The sequence below is a fragment of the Streptomyces olivaceoviridis genome, from assembly GCF_014650115.1.
Classification (GTDB): Bacteria; Actinomycetota; Actinomycetes; order Streptomycetales; family Streptomycetaceae; genus Streptomyces; species Streptomyces olivaceoviridis.
Genome location: NZ_BMUI01000009.1, coordinates 223,132 through 241,109, shown reverse-complemented (window position 1 = coordinate 241,109; position 17,978 = coordinate 223,132). Strand labels below are relative to the sequence as shown.

The 17,978-nt window shown below is 73.8% G+C and carries 11 protein-coding genes and 1 pseudogene; 3 read left to right on the top strand and 9 right to left on the bottom strand.

Features of this window, described 5'->3' with window-relative positions; all coding sequences use genetic code 11:
• The first annotated feature begins 12 nt into the window (after positions 1 to 12).
• Positions 13 to 480 (top strand): pyridoxamine 5'-phosphate oxidase family protein, encoded by a 468-nt coding sequence (locus IE273_RS19850; protein WP_189816506.1) that lies wholly within the window; start codon positions 13 to 15, stop codon positions 478 to 480.
• Positions 481 to 483: 3 nt separating this feature from the next.
• On the opposite strand, the gene guaA is transcribed toward IE273_RS19850, so the two are convergent.
• Positions 484 to 2,064, bottom strand: a complete 1,581-nt coding sequence (gene guaA / locus IE273_RS19845; RefSeq protein WP_189816505.1) for a glutamine-hydrolyzing GMP synthase — start codon at positions 2,062 to 2,064, stop codon at positions 484 to 486.
• A gap of 278 nt (positions 2,065 to 2,342) precedes the next feature.
• On the opposite strand from guaA, the gene IE273_RS19840 reads away from it, so the two are divergent.
• Complete coding sequence (locus tag IE273_RS19840; protein ID WP_171153592.1) at positions 2,343 to 2,624, top strand: chorismate mutase; 282 nt, start codon at positions 2,343 to 2,345, stop codon at positions 2,622 to 2,624.
• A 562-nt stretch (positions 2,625 to 3,186) separates the two neighbouring features.
• Here IE273_RS19840 and IE273_RS19835 read toward each other — a convergent pair.
• From IE273_RS19835 to IE273_RS19800, 8 genes are all read right to left on the bottom strand, one after another.
• The gene (locus tag IE273_RS19835; protein ID WP_189816504.1) at positions 3,187 to 4,965 is read right to left on the bottom strand and encodes a GMC family oxidoreductase N-terminal domain-containing protein; all 1,779 of its coding nucleotides are present in this window, start codon (positions 4,963 to 4,965) and stop codon (positions 3,187 to 3,189) included.
• Between the two features lie 70 nt (positions 4,966 to 5,035).
• Positions 5,036 to 6,649, bottom strand: coding sequence for a succinic semialdehyde dehydrogenase (locus IE273_RS19830; protein ID WP_189816503.1), 1,614 nt, complete (start codon positions 6,647 to 6,649; stop codon positions 5,036 to 5,038).
• Between the two features lie 133 nt (positions 6,650 to 6,782).
• A complete protein-coding gene (locus tag IE273_RS19825) occupies positions 6,783 to 7,739 on the bottom strand; it encodes a serine/threonine-protein kinase (protein WP_189816502.1) in 957 nt (318 codons plus the stop codon).
• Between the two features lie 77 nt (positions 7,740 to 7,816).
• Positions 7,817 to 8,062, bottom strand: coding sequence for an MBL fold metallo-hydrolase (locus IE273_RS19820; protein ID WP_189816501.1), 246 nt, complete (start codon positions 8,060 to 8,062; stop codon positions 7,817 to 7,819).
• Between the two features lie 82 nt (positions 8,063 to 8,144).
• Positions 8,145 to 9,896: a protein kinase domain-containing protein gene (locus IE273_RS19815; RefSeq protein WP_189816500.1), complete on the bottom strand. Its 1,752-nt coding sequence runs from the start codon at positions 9,894 to 9,896 to the stop codon at positions 8,145 to 8,147.
• Between the two features lie 106 nt (positions 9,897 to 10,002).
• Positions 10,003 to 11,823 carry a serine/threonine-protein kinase gene (locus tag IE273_RS19810; RefSeq protein ID WP_189816499.1) on the bottom strand — a complete coding sequence of 607 codons (1,821 nt, stop codon included), beginning with the start codon at positions 11,821 to 11,823 and terminating at the stop codon, positions 10,003 to 10,005.
• 162 nt (positions 11,824 to 11,985) lie between these two features.
• Positions 11,986 to 14,694, bottom strand: coding sequence for a serine/threonine kinase C-terminal domain-containing protein (locus IE273_RS19805; RefSeq protein WP_189816498.1), 2,709 nt, complete (start codon positions 14,692 to 14,694; stop codon positions 11,986 to 11,988).
• A gap of 163 nt (positions 14,695 to 14,857) precedes the next feature.
• A complete protein-coding gene (locus tag IE273_RS19800; protein ID WP_189816497.1) occupies positions 14,858 to 16,918 on the bottom strand; it encodes a serine/threonine-protein kinase in 2,061 nt (686 codons plus the stop codon).
• A 303-nt stretch (positions 16,919 to 17,221) separates the two neighbouring features.
• Here IE273_RS19800 and IE273_RS19795 point away from each other — a divergent pair.
• Positions 17,222 to 17,944: pseudogene (locus tag IE273_RS19795) on the top strand (serine hydrolase domain-containing protein); the annotation flags it as partial.
• Positions 17,945 to 17,978 lie beyond the last annotated feature (34 nt).

The window sequence follows — 17,978 nt, the reverse complement described above, 5'->3', positions numbered from 1 at the left end:
AGACTGGCCCGTATGAACTGGGCAGCCTTCAGCACCGCCGTACCCGGTCTGGCGAAGACCGCCGAGGAGCGCTTCGGCGCCCACCGGCACCATGTCCTCGCGACCCTCCGCAAGGACGGCTCTCCCCGCACCTCCGGGATCGAGGTCCGCTTCCTGGGCGGAGAGCTGTGGCTCGGCATGATGCCGGGCTCGGTGAAAGCCCTCGACCTGCGCCGCGACCCCCGGTTCACCCTCCAGGCCAACCCGGGCGCGGGTACGGACATGGGCGGCGGGGACGTCCGGGTCGGCGGGCGGGCGTACGAGGTCGAGGACGGCGGGGCCAGGGCCGCGTACGTGGAAGAGGTGGAACCGCCGCAGCCGTTCCACCTCTTCCGCACCGAGCTGACGGAGGTCGTACGGACCTACGTCGAGGACGACACGTATCTGGTCACCCAGGTCTGGAGACCCGGTGAGCCCCTGCGCACGCTCAGGCGCGCGTAGGGCCTACTCCCACTCGATCGTGCCCGGCGGCTTGCTCGTCACGTCGAGGACGACCCGGTTGACGTCACGGACCTCGTTGGTGATGCGGGTGGAGATCTTCGCCAGCACGTCGTACGGCAGACGCGACCAGTCGGCCGTCATCGCGTCCTCGGAGGAGACCGGGCGCAGGACGATCGGGTGGCCGTAGGTGCGGCCGTCGCCCTGGACGCCCACGCTGCGGACGTCGGCGAGCAGGACCACCGGGCACTGCCAGATGTCGCGGTCCAGGCCGGCCGCGGTCAGCTCCTCCCGGGCGATGGCGTCGGCCTCGCGCAGCAGGTCCAGCCGCTCCTTGGTGACCTCGCCGACGATGCGGATGCCCAGGCCCGGCCCCGGGAAGGGCTGGCGCTGGACGATCTCCTCCGGCAGGCCCAGCTCCTGGCCGACCATGCGGACCTCGTCCTTGAACAGCTTGCGCAGCGGCTCGATCAGCTTGAACTCAAGGTCCTCGGGCAGACCGCCGACGTTGTGGTGCGACTTGATGTTCGCGGTGCCGGTGCCGCCGCCGGACTCGACGACGTCCGGGTAGAGGGTGCCCTGGACCAGGAACTCCACGGCCGGGCCCTCGTCGGCGATGATCTCGGCCTGCGCCTGCTCGAAGACGCGGATGAACTCCCGGCCGATGATCTTCCGCTTCTCCTCGGGGTCGCTGACCCCGGCGAGCGCCTTGAGGAAGCGCTCCTCGGCGTCGACGACCTTCAGCTGTACGCCGGTGGCCGCGACGAAGTCCTTCTCGACCTGCTCGGTCTCGCCCTTGCGCATCAAGCCGTGGTCGACGTACACGCAGGTCAGCTGGGAGCCGATGGCCTTCTGGACGAGGGCGGCGGCGACGGCGGAGTCCACGCCGCCGGACAGACCGCAGATCGCGCGCTTGTCACCGACCAGCTCGCGGATGGCCTCGACCTGCTCCTCGATCACGTTGCCGGTGGTCCAGTTCGGCTCCAGGCCGGCACCGCGGTACAGGAAGTGCTCCAGCACCTGCTGGCCGTGCGTGGAGTGCATGACCTCGGGGTGGTACTGGACGCCGTAGAGCTTCTTGTCGTCGTTCTCGAACGCGGCGACCGGGACGACGTCCGTGGAGGCGGTGACCGCGAAGCCCTCGGGCGCGGCGGAGCAGGCGTCGCCGTGCGACATCCACACGTGCTGCTCGGCCGGGGTGCCCTCGAAGAGGGTGGAGGAGTTCCTGGAGACGTGCAGGTCCGTACGGCCGTACTCACGGGCGCCGGTGTTGTCGACCGTGCCGCCGAGGGCCTGCGCCATGAGCTGGAAGCCGTAGCACATGCCGAAGACGGGGACGCCGGCCTCGAAGATCTCGCGGTCGAGGGTGGGGGCACCCTCCTCGTACACGGACGAGGGGCCGCCGGAGAGGATGATCGCCGCGGGGTTCTTGGCGAGCATCTCGGCGACCGGCGTGGTGCTGGGCACGATCTCGCTGTAGACCCGCGCCTCGCGGACGCGTCGGGCGATGAGCTGGGCGTACTGCGCGCCGAAGTCGACGACCAGGACGGTGTCGGGGGTGGCGGCAGACTGGGTCGCTGATGACACGGGGTGCCTTCTGGTGGTCGGGCGGGGGTCTGTGCTTCCGATTCTAACGGGGTGGCCGGGCGGCCTACGAGGGAAGCCGCCATGGCATACTGACCGCATGCGCAAGCACTCGACCTTCGTCTTTACCTATGGCACCCGGCCCGCCGGCTGCCATGGTCGTGCTGCTTGAGCTGACGCCAAGCGACTTCCCAGGCGCCCCGGGCCGACAAGGCCCGGGGCGCCTGTCGTTTCTCCGGGCCGTGTCGTTCCGGGGCACTCATCCCAGCGAGGAGCCCGACATGACCACCACCGCACCGGACACCGCACAGGACGCCGCACCGGAGGCGATCATCGCCGACGCCCGTGACCGCATCGACGCGCTCGACGACCGGATCATCGGTCTCGTGCAGGAGCGGATGGCCGTCTCCGCCGTCGTCCAGCAGACCCGTATCGCCTCCGGCGGGCGTCGGGTGCACCTGTCCCGCGAGATGGAGATCCTCGGCCGCTACCGGGACGCGCTCGGCAAGCCGGGCACCGCGCTGGCCATGACCCTGCTGGAGCTCAGCCGGGGTCGTATCTGAGTTCGGTCCCGCTCTCACCCGTACGGCGCGTGACCGGCCCGCGCACCGCTTCGTTGAGGGGGTGTCCGTGCCAGCCAGGGGCGGGCCCGAAAGAACCACGCGTGGCTCGCTGGAGCGATGAGGCGTACGGGTCGTGCCGTGCGCCGTGGGACCTCGCTCCAGGAAGTGACCGGACGGCAGGGGACAGCAGCCCGGTCACCCAAGAGAACGGCCGGCTCCGGGGACGCCCGGGGCCGGCCGGCGGAACCCCGACAACCGCACACAGGGCACAGGAACCAGCGGCGCGACCCCCGGCGCCGCTCCCCGGCACCGGCGGCTGCCCTGACGCCGGTGCTGACTGGAAGAAGGGCCCCGCGGCCTCTCCGTCCCGCGGGGCCCTTCGTCATGCCCACACCCCAGGATGTGACTCGGTTCACACACAAATCCCGGGTCTCCGGAGCAACCCTTCACGCTTCTCGCTGATCAAACCTGCGGATCAAGAAAACGGTGAGAGGGACCTGCCTTCGGAGGGGGATGCAGGTCCCTCTGTGCCGTTCCGGCCGGCCGGTGGATGCCCGCCCGGTCACTTCTTCGGCGGTACCGCCGGCATCCCCAGGAAGGGCAGCCGCAGCGCGCCGAACGCGTCCGCCGGGACCGCCGGGGTCTGCGGCTCCACCGGCTTCAGCCGCTCGTACGCCGCTCCGGGCGCCGGCCGCGGGTCTTCCTCGCCCTTGTTCGGCCAGAACGACATCGCCCGCTCGGCCTGCGCGGTGATCGTCAGCGAGGGGTTCACCCCCAGGTTCGCCGAGACCGCTGCGCCGTCCACGACCGAGATGCCGGGGTGGCCGTAGAGCCGGTGGTACGGGTCGATCACCCCCGTATCCGGACAGTCGCCGATCGGGCAGCCGCCGAGGAAGTGCGCGGTGAGCGGGGTGCCCATCAGCTCGCCGACGTTGCTGCCGGCGAAGCCGTTGATCTCGGCGGCGAGCGCGGAGGCGGCCTCGGTCGCGGCCCTGATCTGCTTGGGGTTCGGCGCGCCGTGTCCCTGCCGCGCGGTGAGCAGGCCCCGGCCGACGCCGCCGGGCTTGAGGTACGTGGTCAGCGAGTTGTCCAGGGACTGCATGACCAGGCCGATGATGGTCCGCTCCGACCAGCGCCGGTTGGACAGGGAGCGGGCGACCAGCATCGGGTGCCGGGCCGCGTTCGCCAGCCAGGCGAGGACCCGCGAGGAGCCCTCGGCGTAGGGCACCTGGAGGATGGACAGGCCGCCCATCGAGTTCGAGCCCTTGCCGTACCGGACGGGTTCGATGTGGGTGTTCTCGTCGGGGTGGATCGAGGACGTGATGGCGACGCCCCGCGTGAAGTCGGCCCGCGGCGCGCCGGTGGCCCTGCGGTAGCGGCGGTTGTCGGTCTGCGCGCCGACCAGGGCCTCGGAGTTGGTGCGGGTCAGGTCGCCGAGCCGGGCGGACAGGTACGGCAGCCGGCCGCCGGCCTTCATGCGGTGCAGCAGGGTCTGGGTGCCGTAGGTGCCGGCCGCGAGGACCACCTTGCGGGCGGTGAAGAGCCGGCCCTCGCCCGTCTTCTTCCGGTCCGTCGGCAGGGTCGCCACCGCGTAGCCGCCGCGCGAGTCGTCCGTGACGGACACGACCGTCGTCATGGGGTGCACGACGGCGCCGGCCTTCTCGGCGAGGTACAGGTAGTTCTCGTTGAGGGTGTTCTTCGCGCCGTGCCGGCAGCCGGTCATGCACTCGCCGCACTCGGTGCAGGCCCTCCGGTCGGGGCCGGCCCCGCCGAAGTACGGGTCGTCCACCTGCTCGCCGGGCCGGGCCCTCGCCTTGCCGTCGGCGTCCTCGCCGTCACCGAAGAACACGCCCACCGGGGCCAGGTGGAAGGTGTCGCCGACGCCCATCCGCTCGGCCGCCGCCTTCAGGTGGACGTCGGAGGGGGTCATGGTGGGGTTGAGCCGCACCCCGAGCATGCGCCGGGCCTGGTCGTAGTACGGCCCCAGCTCCTCCTGCCAGTCGGTGATGTGCCGCCACTGGGGGTCCTCGAAGAAGGGCTTCGGCGGCACGTAGAGGGTGTTGGCGTAGTTGAGGGAGCCGCCGCCGACGCCCGCGCCGGCCAGCACCATCACATTGCCCAGCAGGTGGATGCGCTGGATGCCGAACATGCCGAGCCTCGGGGCCCAGAGGTAGTTCTTCAGGTCCCAGGAGTTCCTGGGCAGCGTGGCGCGGGTGAAGCGGCGTCCGGCTTCCAGTACCCCGACCCTGTACCCCTTCTCGGTGAGCCGGAGGGCGGACACCGAGCCGCCGAAGCCGGAGCCGACGATCAGGACGTCGTAGTCGTAGGCGTCTTGCGGCACGTGTACTCCTCGTCGAGTGGCGGCTGCGGGTCGTCGTGGCCGGTCGCGGTTCCCCGCGCCCCCGGGTCGGTCAGCGGAACCGGAATGCCTTCATCAGCTTCAGGCTCGTGCTCATGAAGCGGGCGTAGGACTCGTCGTCCATCCCCAGCGAGGGCGCCATCGGCAGCAGCCGCTGCTGGGCGACGGTCTGGGCTTCCGTGTACTTGAGGAGGCCCTCGGAGCCGTGGCGGCGGCCCAGGCCGGAGTCCTTCATGCCGCCCATCGGGGACTGGACGCTGCCATAGGCCGAGGCGTAGCCCTCGTTGACGTTGACCGTGCCGGTGCGCAGGCGGGCGGCGACGTCCCGGCCGCGGCGGGCGTCGGTCGTCCACACGGAGGCGTTCAGGCCGTACGGCGTGGCGTTGGCGCGTTCGACGGCCTCGTCGTCGCTCTTGAACCGGTAGACCGAGACGACCGGGCCGAAGGTCTCCTCCTCGCAGACGGCCATGGAGGTCTCGACGCCGTCGAGGATGGTGGGCTCGAAGAAGTAGGGGCCGACGTCGGGGCGGGCCGCCCCGCCGGCGATCACCTTCGCACCCTTGGCGACGGCCTCCTCGACATGCCGCCGCACGGTCTGGAGCTGGCGTTCGCCGACCAGCGAGCCCATGTCGGCGCCGTAGGCGAGGGAGTTGCCGAGCCGCATGGCCTTGGTGCGGGCGGCGAACCGCTCCAGGAAGGCGTCGGCGACCGACTCGTGGACGTAGAGCCGCTCGATGGAGATGCACAGCTGGCCGGCGGAGGAGAAGCAGGCGCGTACGGCTCCGGCGGCGGCCTTCTCGATGTCGGCGTCCTCCAGCACCAGCATGGCGTTCTTGCCGCCGAGCTCGAGGGAGACGCCGACCAGGCGGGAGGCGGCGCCGACGGCGACCTCGCGGCCGGTGCGGGTGGAGCCGGTGAAGGAGACGTAGTCGGCGTGCTTGACCAGCTCCGGGCCGATGGCCGGGCCCTCGCCGAGGACCACCTGGAAGACCGCCTCGGGCAGGCCGGCCTCGATGAGCAGGTCACGGGCCCACAGCGCGGTGAGGCAGGTCTCCGTGTCCGGCTTCATCACGACGGCGTTGCCGGCGGCGAAGGCGGGCAGGGCGTCGCCGACGGACAGCTCCAGCGGGTAGTTCCAGGGGACGATCTGGCCCACCACCCCGCGCGGGTGGCGCAGTTCGGTGACCTTCGTCAGCGTCGGCACGGCGCCCGCGTGCCGCCTGGGCTTCAGGTAGGCGGCGGCCCGGCGGCCGTAGTGCCGGGCGGCGACGGCGACGGCCTGCACCTCCTCGTGCGCGTGCAGACGGGCCTTGCCGGTCTCCAGCTGGATCAGGTCGAGGACCTCGGCCTGCCGCTCCAGCAGCAGGTCGTGGAAGCGGAGCAGGACGGCGGCCCGCTGCCGGACCGGGACCTTCGCCCACACGGCCTGGGCGGCGCGGGCCGCCCCGAAGGCCTCGGCGACGTCCTCCGGGTCGGACTCGGGCAGGTCGGCCAGTTTCTCGCCGGTGAACGGGGTGTGGTTGGCGGTGCGGCCGGAGCCGACGACGCCCTTGGTGAGCTGGGCCACCAACTCCGGGGTGACCACGTCGGCGGCGGTGCGGGCGCCTTCGGGCGCGGGCGCGAGCGGGTTGGTACCGGCGATGTCCAGGGCCTGCGTGTCCGTCATGACGCGCAGGGTATGCCGCGGCGGAGGCTTTGTGTACCCGTCGGTAACGCGGATTCACCGAGTACTCACACACTGCCAGTGATCACTGGCAGCGAATGCGCTGATCAGGGCGTTGGGCCGGAGCACCGCACGATCAGTCGACCTCGGTCTTTCTCGCCAGGAGGAGCCCGAGGGCGGTGAGGGGGGTACGGCGCGGCGCCGGCTCGGGCGCGGGCGCGCTTGCGGGCTCGGTTGCGTGGTCGGGGGCTGGTGCGGGCTCGGTTACGGGGGCAGGGGCTGGTGCCGGGTCGGCGGCCGGTGCCGGGTCGGGGGCCGGCGGGCGGGGTTCGCGTTTCGGTTCCGGTACGGCGGTGAGCCCCAGGCACTCGCGGAGCGCGGCCTCGGCCTCCGCCGCGTCCGGCCGGGCCGCCGGCTCGTCGGCGTGCAGCCGGTCCAGCAGCGGGCGCAGCGGGCCGGGGTCCGTGTCGCCCAGGGTGGCGCGGAGCAGGGCGCCCAGGGACCACAGGTCGGAGGCGGGGCCGGCACCGGGCCCCGCCGCCCGCTCGGGCGCGACGAAGCCGGCGGGCGCGTCCTCCGCGTGCCCGTCGCCGATGCCGAAGTCGGTGAGGACGACCCGCCCGGTCCCGGCCTCCAGCAGCACGTTGGCCGGTTTGAGGTCCCGGTGCACGATCCCGACGGCGTGGGCGGCGCGCAGCGCGCCGAGCACGGCGAGCCCGATGCGCGCGGCCTCTTCGGCGGGGAGCGGGCCGCGGCGCAGCACCTCGCGCAGGGACTCGCCGGCCACCAGCTCCATGACGATCCACGGGATGCCGTCCTCGGTGACGACGTCGTACACCGTCACGGCCGAGGGGTGCCGCACCCGGGTGGCGGCGCGGGCCTCGTGGTGGAGCCGGTGCGCGATGCGCCGGCTGTCCTCGTCGACGGCAGGGTCGCCGGGCAGCAGGGGCTCCTTGACGGCGACCAGCGCCTGCCCCTGTTCGTCCCGGGCGCGCCACACGGTCCCGGACGGCCCGGAACCGAGGCGCCCGACCAGCCGGTAACGACCGCCGATCAGACGTGTGTCGGGCGGGTGTTCGCCGTCTTCAGTCATGTCACATCAGTACCGTGCGCACCGCGCCGTTGTCGAAGCGGGAGGTCGCAGACGGGCCGGGGAACGCGGGTGGGCGGTCACGCCGCCCACCGGTGCGGACTGAAGCCGTGCGCGGCCTCGCGCACCTCCACCGCCCCGGCCCCGCCGAAGTGCGCCGGGACCACCGACGCCCGTTCCTCCGCCGCCCGTTGCGGTACCCGCTGCCCGGTGCGCGCCGCCTGCCCCGGGTCGAGGCAGAAGCGGCTGCCGCACCCGGGCCGCAGGATCTGCACCGGGCTGTGCGGCAGGTCGCCGACGAACGCGGGATCACACCGAGCGCGCATCGCGGGCTCAGGGCTTCCTGATCTCCAGGCGGGCGGTCGCCGTCCTCGCGCCGGGCAGCGGGGCGCCGGGAGGGCGAACCGGTCACAGACCCGTGAACGAGAACGTGTCGACCGCCACGTCGAAGTACTCCCGCGCCTCCCGCACCTGCCCGACCGGCGCCGACACCCACACGTCGTACAGCCGGCCGTTCTCCTCCCAGCACAGGTCGTAGGTGTGTCGCGGGCCCTCCGCCGCGCTGAAGCCGTCCCACGTGAACTCCCAGAGCGCGGCCGGGTGCCCCTGGTGCGTGGTCCGGATGACCCGGCCGTCGTGGTACCCGGGGTTGGTGGAGGGGCCGTCGGCGGCGGAGCGGCTCATCGCCGCCTCGGGGCCGCCCGGCTGGGACCCGCCGACCCGGATGCCCAGGCGGAAGGTCCCGCCCGGTGAGAGGTAGAAGACGCGTGGCCCCTCCGGGCTGCGGGTGAAGCCCTCCGGCACGGCGAGGGAGAAGCCGGCCGGGTCACGGGCCGTGCGGTAACCGGAGGGCGCGGTGCGCGAGCCGGCGCTGGGGGTGGGCGACGGGGTGGGGGCCGGTGCCGGCCCGGTCCCGGTCGGCGACGGGGAGACGGCCGTACCTCCCCGGCCCGTGCCGGTCGGCGACGGGGGCACCGCCGTGCCGCCCGTGCCGGTCCTGGTCGACGGGCTCGTCGCGGTACCGCCCGGGGTGCCGCCGCCCCCGTCCCCGTTCCCGTGCAGCAGCAGCGCCGCGGCCGACACGCCGGCCCCGGCCAGCGCGGCGACGAGCAGTGCCGCGACCAGCAGGCCGCGCGGGGAGGAACGCGCCGGGGGCGGTTCGAGCGGCCGGACCGGGCCGGCCGGCGGCGGCCCGCCGTGGGGCAGGTCCCACTGCGTCGGCGTGTACGGTGCCGGGGACTTCGGCGTGAGGCTCCCGCCGATCCGGTGGATGAGCCCGCCGCCGTGCGCCCCGGCCGGGCCCGGGTCACCCGGCGCGGGCGGCGTCCGGCCGGTCTCCAGATACGTCCACAGCATCCGCTCGGCGTCCGCCGCGTCCAGCCGCCGGTCCGGGTCGCGCTCCAGCAGCCCCAGGACGACGGGCAGCAGCGGCTCGGCCTCGGCCGGCGGGCGGATGTCGTCGGAGACGACGGCGTGCAGGATGCCGCCGAGCGAGTCGCGGCGGAACGGCGACTCGCCGCTGAGCACCGTGCACAGCAGCGCGCCCAGCGACCACAGATCGGACTCCGGCCCGGTGCGCAGCCCGGACATCCGCTCCGGGGCGGTGTACTCGGGCGAGCCGACGAACGAGCCGGTCTCGGTGAGCGTGGTGGCGCCCTCGACCTGCGCGATGCCGAAGTCGGTGAGGACGACCCGGTCGGTACCCGACTCGATCAGCACGTTCGCGGGCTTGATGTCCCGGTGCAGCACCCCCGCCTCGTGCGCGGTGCGCACCGCGCTCAGCAGGGCGATGCCGATCCGCGCGGCCTCGGCGGCGTCGACCGGCCCGTCCCGGTCGATCCGGTCGGCGAGCGAACCGCCGTCGATCAACTCCAGGACGAGATAGGGCCGTTCGTCCTGCTCCACCACATCGTGCACGACGATGATGTGCGGGTGCCGTAACTGGCATACCGCGCGCGCCTCGCGGAGCGTACGGTCACGGCGGCGGCGCGCGTCGTCGTCCGGGAGGGCGTCGTCGGGCAGGAGTTCCTTGACCGCCACCTGACGGCCCAGCACCTGGTCGCTCGCCCGCCACACGACGCCCATGCCGCCGCGCCCGATGCGTTCCTCCAGGCGGTAACGGCCCGCGATCAACCGGAAGCCGGCTCCCTCGGTCCCCATGCGCCCATCATGCCGCACGGGACCCGTGCCCCCCGGGACGCCGACCGGCCAAGACACACCGGTCAGCCTGCCAATTTCGGCCGACCCGGCGGCCGCTGACGGCTCTTCAGCCCTCGCCCGGCTGCCGCCAGCCGCGCAGCACCCAGGTGAACTGCTTGCTGGTCGTGGCCCAGTCCTCGGCCGGCGAGGACATGTAGAGGGCGTACTCGGTGCCCTGCCGTGAGAAGTACGTCTCCTCGACCGCGTGCCGCGGCCCGGGGACGTACGGCGGGTCCTTCTTCAGCGCGGTCCAGGTGTACTCCCACCGGGCGCCCTTGCGGTCGCGGTAGATGTTCTCCTTCATCGTGACGCGCTGGTAGTCGACCAGCCGCTGGAGCTGCTGCTCCAGGTCCTGCTGGTGGGAGAGGGGGTCGGCGAAGTCCGGTGAGCCGTCGATGGCGATGCGGACGAAGTGCTTGCCGTTGTCGGGCGTGTAGTCGATCTGCTTGAGGTCTCCCTGGATGCCGTACACCTCGCGCTTCCAGCCCTTGGGCAGGGAGAGGGTGAAGCCCAGCGGGTCGTGGTACGTCCTCCAGCCGGCGGGGATCGTGCCATCGGCCGTCTCGCTGTCGGCGGGCGCCGGGCTCACCTCGCCGGCTCCGGGCTTCTGCCCGCCCCAGTACTGGATCGCCACCGCCCCGGCAGCGCCGAGCACCGCGGCCACGGCGACGACCAGCGCGAGGGTGCGCAGCCGCCGGCGGGGCCGGGCGGGCGCGGGCCCCGAGACCGCGAACGCGCCGACGGAACCCGGGTCGTGTCCGGGCACGGGGGCTCCGGGTTCGTACGGGGAGGTGGCGGATCCGGAACCGTACGCGGCCGTCGGGCCACCGGAGCGGTAGCCCTGGCCGGAGGAGCTCGGTCCGTAGACCTGGCCGGAGGAGCTCGGTCCGTAGACCTCGCCCGACGCGTCCGGGCCGAAGCCGGTGGGCGAGGTCCCGGAGCCGTAGCCTCCGTCCGGCGTGGGATCGCCGTGGCCGGGCGGGGTCGTGCCCGGGACCGGGCCCTGGTGGCGGTCGGTGGTCGCGGGCATGCCCGAGCCCTGGGTCGGGACGAACGCCTGGGCCGTGCGCGGCCGGCGGCCCTCCGCCGCCTCGGCGAGCATCTGCTCGGCCTCCTCCACGCCCGGCCGCCGGGCCGGGTCCTTGCGCAGGAACGCGGCGATGACCGGCGTGAGCGGACCGGCGTGGCGCGGCTCGTCCGCCTCCTCCTCGACGACCGCCTGCATGGTGCTCAGCGGGGAGGTCCGCCGGAACGGCGAGCGTCCCTCGACCGCCGTGTACAGCGTGGCTCCGAGCGCCCACAGGTCGGAGGCCGGGCCGGGGTCGTGGCCGCGCACCCGCTCCGGGGCCAGGTAGTCGACCGAGCCGACGACCTCCCCGGTGCGGGTGATGGTGGTGTCGCCCTCGATCTGGGCGATGCCGAAGTCGGTGAGCAGGACCCGGCCGTCCGCGCCGAGGAGGACGTTGCCGGGCTTGACGTCCCGGTGCAGTACCCCGGCGGAGTGAGCGGCGCGCAGCGCCCGCAGCACCCACAGCCCGATCCGCGCGGCCTCCATCGGCTCCACGCGTCCCCGCTCCTTGACCGCGTCGGCCAGCGAGGCGCCCTCGACCAGCTCCATCACGATCCACGGGCGGCCGTCGTGTTCCAGGACGTCGTGCACGGTGACGACGGCGGAGTGGTTGATGCGCGCGGCGGCCCGGGCCTCGGCCCGGGTGCGGGCGAGCAGCACGGCCCGGTCGCTGTCGGAGACGTAGAGCGCGGCGGTCAGCTCCTTGACGGCGACCTTCCGGTGCAGCACCTCGTCGTGGGCGCGCCACACCCGGCCCATGCCGCCGCTGCCGATGGAGTCGGCGAGCCGGTAGCGGCCCGCTATGAGCAGGCCCTGCATCTGATTCACGTTGCCCCGCAATGCTCTTGACAGGGTCAGCGTAAGGACCGGCCTGCCCCCAGGGAACCAGCGGGGTGCCAAGGACACCGCACTGTGACGATGGTCATTTCCGCGCGGGAGAGGGAACCGCGCCGGTGACGCCCGGCCCCGGGTGCACGCTGCTCAACCGGTGTAGCGATACGTCGCGGTAGCCTGCTCGTACAACCGCGTCACCTCGTCCCGCTCCGCCTCCGGACCACGCACCTGGACGACGTGGTAGCGGCCGTTCAGCAACAGCGCCATGTTCCGCACGAACAGGTCCCGGCCCTGCCCGTCGGTCCAGGTGAACTGCCCCTCGGCCATGGTCCGTCCGCCCACCTCGATGGTCCGCAGCCCGGTGGCCGTGGCCCAGCTGGAGTCGCGGTACGGCTGGAGTTCGCGCTCCTTGTCCCGCTGATAGACCATCGGATCGCTGCCGTACGCGGACGTGCCGTCCCGTCCCGGTACGACGATCAGCTCGAAGTTCCCGTGCGCGTAGACCACCTGGCCGCTGCCGTTCTTCGGGCTGCGCTCCCAGCCCTTGGCGACGGCGACCTTGAAGCCGTCCGGGTCCTTGCGCAGGGTGAACCCGTCGGGGACGGCGGGGTCACCGCCCGTCTGTGTCTCGGTCGCGGGCGCGGAGGCGGAGGCGTCACCGCCCGGCGCGCTCTGCCCGGTGGAGGGCTGCGGGGTGTGCGAGGGCGCGGGGCCGGTCCGCCCGGCGCTACCGGCACGGTCGCCGCCCGCCGCGCCGCTCTCGCCCTGTTTCGGCATGAAGAGCATCGCGTAGGCGATCGCGCCGGCCAGCAGGAGCAGGATCAGCAGGAGCAGGGTCCGGCCGAGGCTGCGCGGCGAACCCTCGCCGTCCCGGCCCCGCTTGTGCCGGCCGTGCGGATGGGCCGCGGGCAGTCCGGCGCGCCGCCGGCGCACCAGCTCGCCGCGGCGCCGGACGATCGGCAGCCGGCTCGGGTCGGCGGGCGGCGTGGGGACGACATGGGTGCCGGCGTCCGGCTCGGGCGCGGACCGCACCAGCGACCGCAGCCAGCCGCTCAGCTCCTCGACGTCCGGCCGCTCGGTGGGGTCCTGACGCAGCAACGACTCCACGACCGGCCGCAGCGGTCCGCACTCCTCGGCGAAGGCGGGCGGCTCGGCGCACACCAGCTGCACCAGCTCGGCCGTGGACTCCTCCGGGTACGGCGCGTGCCCCTGCACGGCCCGGAACAGCAGCGCGCCCAGCGCCCACAGATCGGTGGCCGGGCCGATCGGCGCCGCGAGCTGCCAGTTCTCGTGCACGGGCCCGGCCTGCTCCGGTGCCCAGCGCTCGGTCACCGGGCCCACCACGGTCATCCGCACCTGCCGCGCCCGCTCGGCAGCAAGCGCGGTACCGGGCCCACGACGCGCGGCCCCGGGCTGATCCCAACCACCGCCCGGCGGCACGGAGAGACCGGCGCCGGAGGCGGGTACGGGGGCGGTGCCGGACGGGGGGGCGGGGGCGAGTTCGGAGTACGGCGGGTAGCCGGCCCCGGACCCCCCTCGCGCCTGCCGACCCCGCTCACCACCCGGTGCCGACGCACGCCCCGGGCCGTAGCCCTGGCCAGGCGCCGACGCCTGCGGCCCGGCCCCGTACCCCTGACCCGGCACGAACGCCTGCCCGGTGCCGGGGTCCGCCGCTGGCAGGCCCGGCCGTTGGGCCCCGCCGTCCGGGGTCGGGGGCGTGCCGCCGGAGCCGGGGCGCGGTCCGGCGCCGTGCCAGGGGGCGCCGCGCACCCCGTAGGGGTCGGCTATCCGGCCGGGCGGCGCCGTGGGGCCGGTGCCCTCGCCGGAGTACGGCGGTGTCGCGCCGGTGTCGGTGTCGTCGTCGACGGGTGGCCGCGCGCCCGGCAGGGCGGCGCGTTCGCCCTGCTGGGCCTCGTGCACCCGGGCGGCGGCTCGGGCGCCCGCCCGGTACGCGGCGATGGCCCCGGCCCGGGCGGCCCGGATGTCGGCACCGCTCTCCAGAGCCGGCTGACCCGCCGTACCGGACGCGCCGTTCGCCCCCGGCGACGGGAGCGCTCCGGCCGCCCGCGCCTGGATGGCGGCCCGCCGCGCGGCCTCGGGATCGACGTCCGCGGCCGGCCCTCCGCCGGTGGGGACCTCGCCGGCTCCCGTGCCGGGGCCGGCACCCACGGCTCCGCCGCCGACGGAACCCGGCGCTGCGGCGACCCCCTCCCCCGTGCCGCCGTCCTGGTCATCGGGAGCCGGCACCGGGTCGTATCCGCACAGCGCCTCCTCCGCCGCGCCGGCCGCGAGGCCCGTCAGCATCACGCGGCCGTCGTCGCAGACGAGGACCGTGCGGACGGTGACGTTGCGGTGCACCCAGCCATGGGCGTGCAGCACCCGGAGCGCCATGAGCACGTCGGAGGCGACCTCGGCCGCCCGGTACGGCGTCAGCGGCCTCTCGGCGAGCAGGGCGGCCAGCGGACGCGCGTTCACCAGTTCGCTGACGATCCACAGGGACCCGCCCTCGGCGAACACGTCGAAGACCTGGTCCAGCCGGGGGTGGTCGGGGATGCCGGCCGCCGCCTGCGCGGCCTCGACGGCGCGCCGCACCGCCGGATCGGCGGGCTGCCGGGTGGCGGCCCTCGCCTCCGGCGCCCGGCGGGACGCGCGCTCCCGTGCGGTGAACCCGGCGGGCAGCCCCTCCGCGTCGAGCACCTCGGCCTCGACCACCTCCGGCAACGGCACCTGCCGGACGAGGACTTCCTGACCGCTGTAGGTGTCGAAGGCGCGGGTCTCGGTGAGTTCGTACTCGTCGGACGGCGGCAGTGGCAGGCGGTAGCGGTCGGCGAGCACCCGACCCGCGTAGTCGTCCACTTTGCCTCCCCCGGCCGCCCGGTTGGTCACGTCCGTTCGCCTCACGACCCGTCTCGCACACGCATACGGCCGCGTACGGTCCGCGACCCTTCACGATACGTGCCGGAGGCAACCCGCATTGAGAGGATGACGGATTCTCACGCACGAAACCGGCGTGCGGCGCCTACGACTTGGGTTTGAAGGACCTCGTCAACGTCTTCCAGGTGTCCTTGCGCAGTTCGCCGTTCCAGTCGGCGCCCTTCGCGGTGTACATCAGCGCGTAGCCGAGGTGGTCGTTCACCACGAAACCCCGGTCGATCGTGCGGTACTCGGTGCCGCCCTCGACGTACGTGAACTCCCAGTCGGCGGTGTTCCAGTCGCGGTAGTCCACCTCCTCGATGCGGATCTTGTGGTATTGGGAGCGCACCATGTAGTGCTCCTGGTTCCTCCAGTCCGCCACCGGGTCGTCCTTGGGCGTGCCGGTCCAGGCGACGAGCAGCTTCTGCCCGCCGGGCCCGGTGTAGCGGTCACCGGCGGCCCCGCTGGACCCGTACTTCCACCCCTTGGGCAGCCCGATCGAGTACCCCTGGCCGCCCTTGCGGGTGGAGACCACCGGGGCGCTCCCGCCCTCCTTCGAGCCGGAGGAGCCGGAGTCGTCGGCGGAGTCGGAGTCGGAGTCGGAACCGGTACCGGCGGACCGGCTCGCCCCGGCGTCCGTCGTCGGCCCGGTGGTCGCGGAGGCCGAACTCGCCCCGTCCGTCCGGGTCGCGTTGTCCGTGCCACCCGTGCCCTTGTCCTGCTTGGCGGACGCGTCGGCACTGGCCGCCGTCTTGGCCCCGCCGCTCTTGTCGGCCTTGCCGTCGTCGCCCCCCAGGGCGAAGGCCAGCACGGTCCCGAGCACCGCGAGCACGACCACCACGGCGATGACCAGCAGCGTGCGCTTCGACACCACATCGGTCAGCGGCGCCCTCGGCACCGGCCGCGTCGGCAGGTCCAGGTCCGGCGGCGGCACCACGGGCCAGCCGGAACCCTGCTTGTTCGCGCTGGAGTTCGGCACACCGGCGGCACCCGACGCCGGACCGCCCGGCCGCGCGGCGGGGACAGCCCCCGGCCCACCGGAGGACCCGGGCCGCGCCCCACCGGGAGCCGAGCCTCCAGCGCCCCCGGCACCCACCGCGCCGCCCGTTCCCGGCGCGGACGGCTCGTTCCCGCTCTTGGTCCGGGCGGTGGCCGCCGCCGTGGCCGCCCCGGCCGCCTTGCGGACCGACCGCAGGGCGCCGCGCAGCTTCTCGCCGCCCTCCTCGCCCCGCCTGCCCTCGGACCCACCGGACTGCGCCGGCAGCGGGACCACCTGCGTGGCGTCCAACGGCTTGGGCTCGGGCGCCTGGATCACGGCGTTGAGCATGGCCCGCGCCCCGGCGTCGTCCAGCCGCTTGGCCGGGTCCTTGGTCAGCAGGCCGTAGATGACGTCCCGCAGCGGTCCCGCGTTCTTCGGCTCCTCCAGAGACTCGGTCATCACCGCGGTGAGCGTGGCGATCGCCGAGCCCTTGTCGTAGGGCGGGGTGCCTTCGACCGCCGCGTACAGCAGGCCGCCGAGCGACCAGAGGTCGGCCGCCGGTCCCGGCTTGTGGCCACGGGCCCGCTCCGGGGAGATGTAGGAGGGGGCGCCGACGAGCATGCCGGTGGAGGTGATGGACGGGTCGCCCTCGACCTGCGCGATACCGAAGTCGGTGAGGACGACCCGGCCGTCCTCGGCGATCAGCACGTTGGACGGCTTCACGTCCCGGTGCAGGATGCCCTCCCGGTGCGCGGAGCGCAGCACGTCGAGGACGGCGAGCCCCACCTCGGCGGCGCGCTTCGGCTCCAGCACGCCGTCCTCGCGGACGACCTCGGCGAGGGACTTGCCCTCGACCAGTTCCATGACGATCCAGGGCCGGTCGTCCTCGTCGACCACGTCGAAGACCGTCACCGCGCTGTTGTTGCGGATCCGGGCGATCGCCTTGGCCTCGCGCAGGGTGCGCGTGATCAGGCGCCGCTTCTCCTCCTCGTCGATGTTCGACGGGAACCGCAGCTCCTTGACGGCTACCGTCCGGCCCAGGGTCTCGTCCTCGGCGCGCCAGACCGTGCCCATACCGCCACGGCCCAGCACGTCTCCCAGCCGGTACCGCCCCGCGAGGAGACGCCGCTCGTTCTTGTCCTGACGAGTCTCCTGACGAGATGTACCCGCCCGCTCCGCCTCCGACATGCGTCCCCTCATACAACCCGCCCTGACAGAGCCTCCATTGTCTCTCACCCGGCAAGTGCCCGACGCCCAGGGTGTCCCTGGCCCGAGCCCGCCCCCGCCGTCCCGGAAGCCCGCCTGAAGCAGGCGTTCCGCTTACCGGGATGATGGGCCGCGAGGAGGGAGGAACCGGCATGCCGACGCTTCGGACAGTGCCGTCCATACCGGTGCCCCCTCACGCTGCTGCTCGCCCCGGCCGCCGTCCGGAACACCTCCCGGCGCACCTCCCCGGCGGCGGCCCCGGACGCGTTCCTGCCGCCGCTCGTCACCGTGGGGCACCACCTGCCGGGGCTGCTCCGCGGGCGCGGCACCGACCACCCTGCGGGCGCTGCTCACCCACACCAGCGGACTGGCCGACTTCACCCAAGCCACCCGGGAAGCTGTGCGCTTGACTCCACCTCAGGCTGTACGCATCGCTCTCACCCTCCCCCGGCCCATTCGGGCCGCTGCTCCTGCTCCGGCACCCACTACGTCCTGCTCGGCCTGGTCGTCCGCCAGGTCACCGGTCACTCCTGCGCGGCCGAGGCCGAACGCCGCGTCATCGCTCCGCCGGGTCTGACGGGTACCTCCTTTCCCTGGCCCGACAGATCACTGCCCTCCCCGCACGGCCGCGCCTACGGCTCCGACGTCACCGAGCTCGACCCGCGCGTGGCCGGCGCGGCGGGTGAGCCGGTGACCCCACCGGCCGACCCGGACCGCTTCCACGCGGCCCTGCTCGGTGACCGGCTGCCGCCCTCGCGCCGGCTGCGCGAGATGCTCGGCACCCGTGCCGCACACGGCTCGTACGGCATGGGGCTGTTTCCGGTGAAGCCGCCGTGCGGCACCACGGTGTGGGGGCACAACGGCCGGATGCCCGGGAGCTGCGTGCGCGGCGCAGCCACCGCCGACGGCCGCCGGGTCCTCACCTTCCGGGTGGACACGGACGCGATCGCAGACCCGCACCTCGAACCCGCGCTGCTCGCCGCCGAGTTCTGCCCTCGCACCTGGTAGAACGGCCGGGATTCGAGCGGAGATCCCGAAAACG

Excerpts from the sequence above, each read along its gene's own strand:
- IE273_RS19850 (WP_189816506.1), top strand. The coding sequence starts at position 13 with ATGAACTGGGCAGCCTTCAGCACCGCCGTACCCGGTCTGGCGAAGACC.
- IE273_RS19840 (WP_171153592.1), top strand. The coding sequence starts at position 2,343 with ATGACCACCACCGCACCGGACACCGCACAGGACGCCGCACCGGAGGCG.
- IE273_RS19830 (WP_189816503.1), bottom strand. The coding sequence starts at position 6,649 with ATGACGGACACGCAGGCCCTGGACATCGCCGGTACCAACCCGCTCGCG.
- IE273_RS19825 (WP_189816502.1), bottom strand. The coding sequence starts at position 7,739 with ATGACTGAAGACGGCGAACACCCGCCCGACACACGTCTGATCGGCGGT.
- IE273_RS19820 (WP_189816501.1), bottom strand. The coding sequence starts at position 8,062 with ATGCGCGCTCGGTGTGATCCCGCGTTCGTCGGCGACCTGCCGCACAGC.
- IE273_RS19815 (WP_189816500.1), bottom strand. The coding sequence starts at position 9,896 with ATGGGGACCGAGGGAGCCGGCTTCCGGTTGATCGCGGGCCGTTACCGC.
- IE273_RS19810 (WP_189816499.1), bottom strand. The coding sequence starts at position 11,823 with ATGCAGGGCCTGCTCATAGCGGGCCGCTACCGGCTCGCCGACTCCATC.
- IE273_RS19800 (WP_189816497.1), bottom strand. The coding sequence starts at position 16,918 with ATGTCGGAGGCGGAGCGGGCGGGTACATCTCGTCAGGAGACTCGTCAG.